Annotated in this window: 12 protein-coding genes; 6 read left to right on the top strand and 6 right to left on the bottom strand. The window is 62.5% G+C overall.

Features of this window, described 5'->3' with window-relative positions:
* Positions 1 to 347: 347 nt before the first annotated feature.
* The 6 genes from rluB to GIV26_RS23490 all read right to left on the bottom strand — a co-directional run bounded on the left by rluB (position 348) and on the right by GIV26_RS23490 (position 5276).
* Complete coding sequence (gene rluB / locus GIV26_RS23515; RefSeq protein WP_014719681.1) at positions 348 to 1556, bottom strand: 23S rRNA pseudouridine(2605) synthase RluB; 1209 nt, start codon at positions 1554 to 1556, stop codon at positions 348 to 350.
* Positions 1557 to 1699: 143 nt separating this feature from the next.
* Positions 1700 to 1891, bottom strand: coding sequence for a DUF1289 domain-containing protein (locus GIV26_RS23510; protein ID WP_034128540.1), 192 nt, complete (start codon positions 1889 to 1891; stop codon positions 1700 to 1702).
* Positions 1892 to 2017: 126 nt separating this feature from the next.
* Positions 2018 to 2938: an SMC-Scp complex subunit ScpB gene (gene scpB, locus GIV26_RS23505; RefSeq protein WP_003193794.1), complete on the bottom strand. Its 921-nt coding sequence runs from the start codon at positions 2936 to 2938 to the stop codon at positions 2018 to 2020.
* A 12-nt stretch (positions 2939 to 2950) separates the two neighbouring features.
* Positions 2951 to 3649, bottom strand: a complete 699-nt coding sequence (locus GIV26_RS23500) for a segregation and condensation protein A (RefSeq protein ID WP_164365898.1) — start codon at positions 3647 to 3649, stop codon at positions 2951 to 2953.
* A 120-nt stretch (positions 3650 to 3769) separates the two neighbouring features.
* The gene (locus GIV26_RS23495; RefSeq protein WP_003193796.1) at positions 3770 to 4399 is read right to left on the bottom strand and encodes an L-threonylcarbamoyladenylate synthase; all 630 of its coding nucleotides are present in this window, start codon (positions 4397 to 4399) and stop codon (positions 3770 to 3772) included.
* A 13-nt stretch (positions 4400 to 4412) separates the two neighbouring features.
* Positions 4413 to 5276: a PHP domain-containing protein gene (locus GIV26_RS23490; protein ID WP_003193798.1), complete on the bottom strand. Its 864-nt coding sequence runs from the start codon at positions 5274 to 5276 to the stop codon at positions 4413 to 4415.
* A gap of 87 nt (positions 5277 to 5363) precedes the next feature.
* Here GIV26_RS23490 and GIV26_RS23485 point away from each other — a divergent pair, with 87 nt between their 5' ends.
* The 6 genes from GIV26_RS23485 to GIV26_RS23460 all read left to right on the top strand — a co-directional run bounded on the left by GIV26_RS23485 (position 5364) and on the right by GIV26_RS23460 (position 10537).
* On the top strand, positions 5364 to 5951 hold the full coding sequence (locus GIV26_RS23485; protein ID WP_054898401.1) for a septation protein A: 588 nt from the start codon (positions 5364 to 5366) through the stop codon (positions 5949 to 5951).
* 1 nt (position 5952) lies between these two features.
* Entirely contained in the window at positions 5953 to 6252 is a 300-nt protein-coding gene (locus GIV26_RS23480; protein ID WP_034128543.1) for a YciI family protein, read from the top strand.
* A gap of 100 nt (positions 6253 to 6352) precedes the next feature.
* On the top strand, positions 6353 to 7030 hold the full coding sequence (locus GIV26_RS23475; protein ID WP_003193803.1) for a response regulator transcription factor: 678 nt from the start codon (positions 6353 to 6355) through the stop codon (positions 7028 to 7030).
* Positions 7031 to 7280: 250 nt separating this feature from the next.
* Positions 7281 to 7739, top strand: coding sequence for an LTXXQ domain protein (locus tag GIV26_RS23470; RefSeq protein WP_034128544.1), 459 nt, complete (start codon positions 7281 to 7283; stop codon positions 7737 to 7739).
* Between the two features lie 64 nt (positions 7740 to 7803).
* Positions 7804 to 9150 (top strand): sensor histidine kinase, encoded by a 1347-nt coding sequence (locus GIV26_RS23465; RefSeq protein ID WP_054898400.1) that lies wholly within the window; start codon positions 7804 to 7806, stop codon positions 9148 to 9150.
* Positions 9151 to 9187: 37 nt separating this feature from the next.
* Positions 9188 to 10537, top strand: coding sequence for a CoA transferase (locus GIV26_RS23460; protein ID WP_057975118.1), 1350 nt, complete (start codon positions 9188 to 9190; stop codon positions 10535 to 10537).
* Positions 10538 to 10616: the final 79 nt, after the last annotated feature.

The following is a 10616-nucleotide window of genomic DNA, read 5'->3' as shown; positions in this document are numbered from 1 at the left end:
AAAGACGCCCGACACACACAGACACCACCACAAACAAGATATCGTCGGCAGCGCCAGATTGATATAAGAGACAGCAGTAAGGAGCTAGAGCCGACCCCATGTGATTGGTGGCGAGGGAGCTTGCTCCCGCTGGACTGCGTAGCAGTCCCTTTTTTGGGGCCGCTTCGCGCCCCAGCGGGAGCAAGCTCCCTCGCCACAGTTGCCGATTCTGTCTTAACTGACTGGCATTAGGGCTTGCCCACCGCTATCACAGGCAAGCCAGCTGCCACAGTTGATTGCATTTCGAATGTAGATCGCAAAAAAAACGCCAACCCTAGGGTTGGCGTTTTCGCGCAGCACTTAGCGCATCACTGCGGCTTCTTGCGACCAAAACCAGGGCGCTGACCGGAACCGGCCGGTGCGCCACGGCGCTTGCCCGACGGCTCATCGGCGACCAGTTTCGGGCCAGGGCGCTTGTTCGCCGCTGGCTTGGCTGGACGCTTGGTGCTGGCGTTGTCGGCCGGGCGATCCGCTTCACCACGGTTGCTGCGACCACCCGCCGGAGCAGGACGCGGCGTACGTGGCGCACGCTCGCCTTCTTGACGCGATGGTGTGGTGGGGCGGCGTTCACCTTCAATGTGCGGCTGACGCGAGATACGACCGCCGGTGGCCGGTGCATCCAGCGCAGGGCGCAGGGTGCGAGCAACACGTTCGGTACGTGGCACTGGGCGCGACGATTTACGCTGCATACGCTCAAGCTTGTCTTTGCTCTTGGCGTTCATCTGCGGCATGGCAACCGGCGTCAGGCCCACTTCGGCGCTGAGGATATCGACTTCGTACTGGCTCATTTCGCGCCAGCGGCCCATCGGCAGGTCGGAGTTCAGGAACACCGGACCAAAACGCACGCGCTTGAGGCGGCTGACCACCAGGCCCTGGGACTCCCACAGGCGACGCACTTCACGGTTACGGCCTTCCATCACCACGCAGTGGTACCAGTGGTTGAAACCTTCGCCACCCGGCGCCTGCTTGATGTCGGTGAACTTGGCCGGGCCGTCTTCGAGCACCACGCCCGCCTTGAGGCGTTCGATCATCTCGTCATCGACTTCACCACGTACACGCACGGCGTATTCACGGTCCATCTCGTAGGACGGGTGCATCAGGCGGTTGGCCAACTCACCGTCAGTGGTGAACATCAGCAAGCCGGTGGTGTTGATGTCCAGGCGACCGATGTTGATCCAGCGGCCCTCTTTAGGCTTGGGCATCTTGTCGAACACGGTCGGACGGCCTTCCGGGTCGTCACGGGTGCAGATCTCGCCGTCGGGCTTGTTGTACATGATCACGCGGCGCACCGATTCGGCGGCCTCTTCACGCTTGATGACCTTGCCATCAATGGTGATTGCATCGTGCAGGTCGACGCGCTGGCCGAGGGTTGCCTCGACGCCGTTGACCTTGATGCGCTTCTGGGTGATCCAGGCTTCGACGTCGCGGCGCGAGCCCACACCGATACGCGCCAGCACTTTTTGCAGTTTTTCGCCTGCTGGGCCGATTTCCTGGTCTTTCTGGTCTTGGTCATTCATCGTAAGCACCTCCCGGTGGGTCGATTCAGGCGTGGCCTGAGGGTATTGAAAGCGGGGCCTTGGCCGAATAGGTCGGCAAGGGGCCGCGAATCATACGCGCATGGCGCGTGTTGCGCATCACAGACTAGTCGATAACGCCCAGCTCATTTGCTTTTCCGCCGACCGGTGGCCCCCAGGGCCAGCAATCGCAGCTCGGCTTCGGCCAGCACCGTGCGCTTGTCGGCTTTATCGAGCTTCTTCCAGGCACGGATTTCACGCTTGCTGCGGCCACAGCCGACGCAGATGTCATCGTTGAATTTGCAGATGCTGATGCACGGGTCTTTCATGGCACTCATGGTCGATCCTCTGTGGGAGCTGGCTTGCCTGCGATGGCATCACCTCCTTGCATCTGAGAGACCGAGGCGTCTGCATCGCAGGCAAGCCAGCTCCCACATGGGTTGCGCGGTGAACGTCAGAGCCGGTCAGTCTTCGAGCTGACGGCGTTCGTTCTCGATGGCCTCGGCCAGCGCCCGAGCTTCGTCTTCTTCGTCACTCAGGGGCGGCTGTTCGAGGGCGGCGACGGCGGCCAGGAGCTTTTCCCGGGCTTGGGCCACGCCAAGCACATCGTCTTCGGCTTCGACCTCAGGCTCGGATTCAACGTTCACCTGGGTTTCTGGCTCCGCCGCACCATCACGCAGCAAATCGTCGAAGTCGGTCTTGATCCCCTGCTCCATGTCGTCCAGCTCCAGCAACAACGTATGGAAACTGGTTTCGTCCTTGGGCTCCTCCGGCTCGGCGCTGGCGTCGGCCAGTTCCTGCAGGCTTTGCGGCACCGGTGCGTCGTCGAAGTCGAGCACCGGCTCGGCCTCCATTTCGCGCAGCTCGGCCAGGGGCGGCAAATCGTCAAGGTTTTTCAGGTTGAAGTGATCGAGAAACACCTTGGTGGTGGCGAACATGGCTGGTTTGCCCGGCACATCGCGGTAGCCAACAATGCGGATCCACTCACGTTCCAGCAGGGTCTTGACGATATGGCTGTTGACCGCCACACCACGCACATCTTCGATCTCGCCCCGGGTGATGGGCTGGCGATAGGCGATCAGCGCCATGGTCTCCAGCATCGCCCGGGAGTAGCGCTGCGGGCGTTCTTCCCACAAACGCCCGACCCACGGTGAAAACTTCTCACGGATCTGCAGGCGGTAACCCGACGCCACTTCACGCAGTTCAAAGGCACGGCCCTCGCAGGATTTGCGCAGGATCTCCAAGGCCTTCTTGAAGACCGGCGGCTCCGGGCGTTCGGCCTCTTCAAAGAGTTCGAACAGGCGCTCCAGAGATTGCGGTTTGCCCGAGGCCAAAAGAAAGGCCTCCAGCAAAGGGGCCAGTTCGCGGGGTTCAGTCAGATTCATCGATTCAGCTCGTTATTCGGCTCGCGCCCGCACGTGGATAGCCGCAAAAGGCTCATTCTGCACCAGCTCGACCAAGGACTCCTTCACCAGCTCAAGGATCGCCATAAAGGTCACCACCACGCCCAGTCGGCCCTCTTCGGCAGTAAACAACTCGACAAAGGGCACAAACCCACCGCCCTTGAGACGTTCCAGCACATCGCTCATGCGCTCGCGGGTGGACAGCGCTTCACGGCTGACCTGGTGGCTCTCGAACATATCGCCGCGGCGCAGTACTTCGGCCATGGACATCAGCAATTCTTCCAGACTCACGTCCGGCAGCAACTTGCGCGCGCGCGCCTCGGGAGCGTCGAGCTTGGGCACCACCACATCACGGCCCACACGGCTCAGGCCGTCGATGCCTTCGGCGGCGGCCTTGAAGCGTTCGTACTCCTGCAGGCGGCGGATCAGCTCGGCGCGCGGGTCATCCTCTTCGGCTTCCACCGTCTCCGAGCGCGGCAACAGCATGCGCGACTTGATCTCGGCGAGCATGGCCGCCATCACCAGGTACTCGGCGGCCAGTTCCAGGCGCACCGACTGCATCAGCTCGACATAGCCCATGTATTGGCGGGTAATTTCTGCCACCGGAATGTCAAGGATGTTGATGTTCTGCTTGCGGATCAGGTACAGCAGCAAGTCCAGCGGGCCTTCGAAGGCTTCAAGGAACACCTCCAGGGCGTCCGGCGGGATGTACAGGTCCAGGGGCATTTCCATGACCGCCTGGCCATACACCATGGCAAACGGCAGTTCCTGCTGGGCGCCAGCCTGGGGATCAGCGGCTTCCACGGCTGACATTCAGGCCTCGACCATGAACGGAGCCGGATCGCCACAACCCACACGCACCACTTCTGGCTCGCCATCGGCCAGGTTGATCACCGTGGAGGCCTTGTTGCCACCGTAGCCGCCGTCGATGATCAGGTCGACGTGCTTTTCCAGCAAACGGCGCATTTCGTAAGGGTCGTACAACGGCTCGGTTTCGCCGGGCAGGATCAACGACACGCTCATCAGCGGTTCGCCCAATTCGGCCAGCAGCGCCAGGGCAATCGGGTGTTCCGGCACGCGCAGGCCAATGGTGCGCTTCTTCGGGTGCAGCAACAGGCGCGGCACTTCGCGGGTGGCGTTGAGGATGAAGGTGTAGGGCCCCGGCGTGTGGGCCTTGAGCAGGCGGAAGGTGCCGGTGTCGACCTTGGCGAACAGCCCGAGCTGGGACAAGTCGCTGCAGATCAGCGCAAAGTTGTGCTTGTCGTCCAGCTGGCGCAGGCGTCTTACTCGCTCCACCGCGCCCTTGTCGCCGATCTGGCAGCCAATGGCGTAGGACGAATCAGTCGGATAGATCACCACGCCGCCGGCACGGATGATCTCCACGGCCTGTTTGATCAGGCGCGCCTGAGGGTTTTCCGGATGAATCTGGAAGAATTGGCTCACGTGCTCTACCTGTTCAGACGGTGGCAATAATGGGGTCATGCTTGAATCGCCCCCACAACAGCGGCAGATCTTCCGGGACCTGGCGATATTCGCCAATCTCGGACCAGCCGCCTGGGCCATGAAAGTCACTGCCGGCACTGACCAGCAGACCAAATTCGCGGGCGAGGATCGCCAGGCTGCCGACCTGTTCGGCGGGTTGATGCCCGTTGACCACCTCGATGGCGTGACCACCCGCTCCAATATAGTCGCTGATCAGCTTGCGGCGCTTGCTGCGGGTGAAATCGTAATGCCAGGGATGCGCCAGGCTCACCCAGGCCCCGGAGGCCCGCAGGGTCTGGACGGTGTCTTCCAGGGTTGGCCAGTGCAGCTTCACATCGCCCAACTTGCCGGCGCCCAGCCATTTGCGAAAGGCCTCGGCGCGATCCTTCACATAGCCTTCACGCACCATCCAGTCGGCAAAGTGCGGACGGGCCGGTGCGTTGCCGCTGTCGCCCAATTCCTGCTGGATAGCACGGGCACCGTCGAGGGCACCTGGCATGCCTTTAAGGCTGAGCTTGCGGCTTATTTCTTCGGACCGCAGCCAGCGGCCATCGTGCAATTGGGCAATCGCCGCCACCAAGGGCGGGGCCTTTTGATCAAAACCGTAGCCCAGCACGTGGATGGTGGCGCCGCCCCAGGTGCAGGACAATTCCACGCCGTTGACCAACTGCATACCCAGGGAGTGCGCGGCCTGGCGGGCTTCGTCGAGGCCTTCAAGGGTGTCATGGTCGGTCAATGCCAAAACTCGCACGCCTTTTTCAAACGCACGCGCAACCAGTACCGCGGGCGCCAGGGCGCCGTCGGAGGCCGTGCTGTGGCAGTGCAAATCAACATTCACGGGGGTGTGTAACCTCAAGTCAGCTGGCGCTATCGCAACCAAGGATGTTTGTTATTATGCCGACACATCCAGCTTCTGGCTCTTACTGTGAAACAATTCATCGACTTCATCCCGCTGTTGCTGTTTTTCATCGTTACCAAACTCGACCCCAGGGTCATCGAAATCGCCGGCCACGAGCTGTCGTTCGGGGGCATCTACAGTGCCACTGCCGTACTGATCATCAGCTCTATCGTAGTGTACGGCGCCATCTTCATCTCGCAGCGCAAGCTGGAAAAAAGCCAATGGCTCACCCTCGTCGCCTGCCTGGTGTTCGGCGGCCTCACCCTGGCCTTCCACAGCGAAACCTTCCTTAAATGGAAAGCCCCGGTGGTCAACTGGCTGTTCGCCCTGGTGTTTATCGGCAGCCACTTCATCGGTGACCGCCTGCTGATCAAGCGGATCATGGGCCATGCGCTGACCTTGCCGGAGCCGGTGTGGGGGCGCCTGAACGTGGCCTGGATCGTGTTCTTCCTGTTCTGCGGCGCCGCCAACCTGTTCGTGGCCTTCACCTTCCAGGACTACTGGGTCGACTTCAAAGTGTTTGGCAGCCTGGGCATGACCGTATTGTTTTTGATCGGCCAGGGCATCTACCTGTCACGCCACCTGCATGACACCACACCGAAAACCGAGGACTGACATGCTCTACGCCATCATTGCCACCGACGTTGCCAACTCCCTGGAAAAACGCCTGAGCGTACGCCCGGCCCACGTCGAGCGCCTCAAACAGCTGCAAGCCGAAGGCCGCATGGTACTGGCCGGCCCGCACCCGGCCGTCGACAGCAACGACCCAGGCGACGCGGGTTTCAGCGGAAGCCTGATCGTCGCCGAGTTCGCCTCCCTGGCCGACGCCCAGGCCTGGGCCAAGGCTGACCCTTATGTCGCAGCAGGCGTCTACGCCGATGTAGTGGTCAAGCCGTTCAAGCAAGTCTTGCCTTGAGCCTGGCTGCGTCGAACCTAATCGTTTCGGCGCACTCCTAATGGCTCACGGCGTCACCGGTGGGGCCTTCGCCGCCGACAATGGCTAAATTGAGTGAGTCATGAGCGAGCTGTTACTGATAGATGATGACCAGGAGCTCTGTGAGCTGCTGACCAGTTGGTTGAGCCAGGAAGGTTTCCAGGTACGCGCCTGCCATGACGGCTTGAGTGCCCGAAAAGCCCTGGCCGACAGTGCGCCGGCGGCCGTCGTACTGGATGTTATGCTGCCCGACGGCAGCGGCCTGGAGCTGCTCAAGCAATTGCGCAACGACCACCCGGAGCTGCCGGTGCTGATGCTCTCGGCCCGGGGCGAACCCCTGGACCGCATCCTCGGCCTGGAACTGGGCGCCGACGATTACCTGGCCAAGCCTTGCGACCCACGCGAACTGACGGCGCGCCTGCGCGCCGTATTACGCCGCAGCCACCCGGCCGCGGTATCGACCCAGCTGGAACTGGGGGACCTGTGCTTCAGCCCGGTGCGCGGCGTGGTCAGCATCGATGAACAGGAGTTCGCCCTCACCGTCTCCGAAAGCCGCCTGCTCGAAGCATTGCTGCGTCAGCCCGGCGAGCCCCTGGATAAACAGGAACTGGCGCAGATCGCCCTGGGCCGCAAGCTGACCCTGTATGACCGCAGCCTGGATATGCACGTCAGCAACCTGCGTAAAAAGATCGGCCCACACCCCGATGGCCGGCCACGGATCGTGGCGCTGCGTAGTCGTGGTTACTACTACAGCCTCTAAACATCACGCTCAACCCTGGGGGAGCTGGCTTGCCTGCGATAGTGGTGGGCCAGTTAGCATGAGGGTGACTGACACACCGCTATCGCAGGCAAGCCAGCTCCCACCCGCGTTCTCATCAGCCTCGAGGGTTTTGTCAGTTCCTATCAAACCCGTCTTTACCGAAGCTTTACCCTCCCCTGACCGCCGCTGACCTTGCGCTGCGTAACCTACTCACATCCGGACTCACCGGAATAGAGACAGGAGAATCACCATGCGCAAGACCCTTATCGCTTTGATGTTCGCCACTGCCCTGCCCACCGTTGCCATGGCAATGCCGGAAGGCCCAGGCCCGATGGGTGGTCCTGAAAGCCACATGATGGGCGGCCCAGGCCACGGTGAACACGGTCCGCGTGGCAAAGGCGGCCCGTTCAGCCAGCTGGACTTGAGCAAGGAACAGCGCGAGCAGATCCGCAAGCTGATGGGTGACCAATGGCACGCCCGCAAAGACCTGGTCAAAAAGTACCTGGACAAACTGCCAGCCGCTGACCAGAAGGCGATGCAGGACGAAATCGCCGCCGGCAAGCAGAAAACCCAGACCGATATCCGTGCCGTGCTCAAGCCCGACCAGCAGAAGAAGTACGACGAAATCGTCAAGAAACAAGCCGAACGCCGCGCCGAATGGAAAGAGTTCCAGGCCTGGAAAGCCCAGCAAGCGCAAAAAGCGCAATAATGACCTAGCTTCACCCCAGCCCAGTGGTTCGCGCCGCTGGGCTTTTCCTGTTTGAGGGTTTCCTGTGCGTTCATTGTTCTGGCGTATCCTGGCGAGTTTCTGGCTGGCCATCGCCCTGGTTGCCGGTTTGTCGATCCTGCTTGGGCACATGCTCAACCAGGATGCCTGGATTCTCAGCCGCCACCCTGGCCTCAACAACCTGGCCCAAGAGTGGACGCAGCTCTACGAAACCCAGGGCGAAGACGCCGCCCAGGAGTTGCTGCAGCAGCGCAAACGCCAGTACCACATCGACGTGCAAGTGCTTAACGAAAGCGGCGACCCGGTGGTGCGCGGCACCTTCCCGCGCCGCGCCGCCGCGTTCGAAGCCCGCCAGAACGACAGCCAGGACGGCCACCTGCCGTGGCGACGCCTGACCGCCGAGTACACCAGCGCCAAAACCGGCGACACCTACCTATTGATCTACCGTATTCCTCACCCGGAGCTGGACGCCTGGCACCGCAGCAGCCTGCTGTGGCCGCTCAGTGCATTGGCGATTACCCTGGTGGTGCTGACCCTGTTCAGCCTGCTGGTGACCTTGTCCATCACCCGCCCACTCAGCCGTTTGCGCGGCGCGGTGCATGATCTGGGGCAAACCACTTATCAACAGAACAGCCTGGCGCAACTGGCCAATCGGCGCGACGAGTTCGGCGTGCTGGCCAACGACTTCAACCGCATGGGCGCACGCCTGCAAAGCCTGATCGGCAGCCAGCGCCAGTTGCTGCGCGACGTGTCCCACGAACTGCGCTCGCCGTTGGCGCGCTTGCGTATCGCCCTGGCCCTGGCCGAACGCGCCAGCCCCGAAGAACGGGAAAAACTCTGGCCGCGCCTGACCCGCGAATGCGATCGACTGGAGGCCTTGATCAGCGAGATCCTGGTATTGGCGCGGGTCGACGCCGACAACGCCAGCGCCGAAGACATCGACCTCACCCCGTTGCTTAAAACGCTGCAAAAGGACGCCCAACTCAGTGCCCCCGAGCAAGTGGTGCAACTGACGACTGCCAATGACTTGCAGCTTAAAGGCTGGCCGACCATGATCGAACGCGCCGTGGACAACCTGCTGCGCAATGCCCAGCGCTTCAACCCGGTGGGCGAACCGATTGAATTGCAGGCCCAGCATCAAGGCGGGCGCATTCTGATCAGCGTACGCGACCACGGCCCCGGCGTTGAAGCCGAGCACCTGAGCCAATTGGGCGAGCCGTTCTACCGGGCGCCAGGCCAGACCGCCCAAGGCCATGGCCTGGGCCTGGCCATCGCCCGTCGCGCCGCCGAGCGCCATGGCGGTAACCTGATCCTGGCCAACCATCCCGATGGCGGCTTTATCGCCAGCATCGAACTGCCCTTGATCCCTGGGGTTGCCACACCGGTGGGATGATCTTCTATAGTGGCCCTTCTCTTACGGAGGGCCTTTGATGACAGACCTGCTGACTCCCATCCAAGCCGCACTCGCTTTACCGCACGCCCCACTGCCCCAGACCCAGGCCGGCGCCTTGCCCTCGACCTTCGCCGTGACAGACCTGGCGGCCGCCAGCATCGGCGCCGCGGGCCAGGCCGTCGCCCAGTTGATTGAGCAACAAACCGGGCGCCTGCCCAGCGTCAGCGTGGATCGGCGCCTGGCCTCGTTGTGGTTCTCCTCGTCGATTCGTCCCGTGGGGTGGCAAGTGCCGCCTTTGTGGGACCCGGTAGCGGGTGATTACGCCAGCGTGGATGGCTGGATCCGTCTGCACACCAACGCGCCCCATCACCGCGCAGCGGCCGAGCGGGTATTGGGGCCTGCCGCTGATCGCGCAGCCATGGCGAGTAGAGTCGCGACCTGGAAAGCCGCCGAACTGGAACAGGCGGTTGTCGATGCGGGCGGTTGTGCGGCGCAGATGCGTAGCTGGCAAGCCTGGCAGCAGCATCCCCAAGGCTTGGCGGTAAACGCCGAAGCGTTGATCCAGCGTCAGGTCTTCGAACGCGGCACCGACAAACCCTGGCTCGGTTCCGCAGCGCGCCCACTGGCCGGCATCAAGGTGCTGGATTTGACCCGGGTGCTGGCCGGCCCGGTGGCCAGTCGTTTCCTCGCCGGCTTGGGTGCCAGCGTACTGCGCATCGACTCGCCCACCTGGAACGAACCTGGCGTCGTCCCGGAAATGACCCTGGGTAAACGCTGCGCCCGCCTGGATCTAACGAGCCACGACGACCGGCAAGTGTTCGAAGCGTTGCTCAAGGACGCCGACATCCTGTTCCACGGTTACCGCGCCGATGCCTTGGAGCAACTCGGTTATACCCTTGGCGAACGTCAGCACATCGCCCCCGGACTGATCGACGTCAGCCTCAACGCCTACGGCTGGAGCGGCCCATGGCGTAATCGGCGTGGCTTTGACAGCCTGGTGCAGATGAGCAGCGGGATTGCCGAGGCGGGCATGGCCTGGAAACAGACGGATAAACCGCTGCCGCTGCCGGTGCAGGCGCTGGATCACGCCACCGGCTATTTGATGGCCGCCAGTGCGATCCGGGCGTTGGCCGAGCGCCTGGACTCCGGACGCGGCGGTTCGGCGCGCTTGTCGTTGGCGCGTACGGCGAAGTTGCTGGTGGAGGCCGGGCAAGTGTCACAGCAAGCGGCATTGCGCGAAGAAGATATCAATGACCAAGGCCTGGTGGTGGAGCAGACAGCCTGGGGCCAGGCTCATCGGCTGCTAGCCCCGCTGAGCATCAGTGGCACGCCGTTGCAGTGGGATTTTCCGGCGGTGGAACTGGGTTCGCACCGGCCTCAGTGGTGACTAATACCCTGTAGGAGCGAGCTTGCTCGCGAAGGTCGCCAACGATAACGCGGGAAACCTGATACACAGCGGCGTTCTC

Origin of the sequence: Pseudomonas sp. PA-1-3F (genome assembly GCF_021609665.1) — a bacterium.
In the GTDB taxonomy this organism is placed as follows: Bacteria; Pseudomonadota; Gammaproteobacteria; order Pseudomonadales; family Pseudomonadaceae; genus Aquipseudomonas; species Aquipseudomonas paracarnis.
This window is presented reverse-complemented; position numbering and strand designations above follow the sequence as displayed.

Excerpts from the sequence above, each read along its gene's own strand:
- GIV26_RS23470 (WP_034128544.1), top strand. The coding sequence starts at position 7,281 with ATGCGCAAGACCCTTATCGCTTTGATGTTCGCCACTGCCCTGCCCACC.
- GIV26_RS23460 (WP_057975118.1), top strand. The coding sequence starts at position 9,188 with ATGACAGACCTGCTGACTCCCATCCAAGCCGCACTCGCTTTACCGCAC.
- scpB (WP_003193794.1), bottom strand. The coding sequence starts at position 2,938 with ATGAATCTGACTGAACCCCGCGAACTGGCCCCTTTGCTGGAGGCCTTT.
- GIV26_RS23475 (WP_003193803.1), top strand. The coding sequence starts at position 6,353 with ATGAGCGAGCTGTTACTGATAGATGATGACCAGGAGCTCTGTGAGCTG.
- GIV26_RS23480 (WP_034128543.1), top strand. The coding sequence starts at position 5,953 with ATGCTCTACGCCATCATTGCCACCGACGTTGCCAACTCCCTGGAAAAA.
- rluB (WP_014719681.1), bottom strand. The coding sequence starts at position 1,556 with ATGAATGACCAAGACCAGAAAGACCAGGAAATCGGCCCAGCAGGCGAA.
- GIV26_RS23510 (WP_034128540.1), bottom strand. The coding sequence starts at position 1,891 with ATGAGTGCCATGAAAGACCCGTGCATCAGCATCTGCAAATTCAACGAT.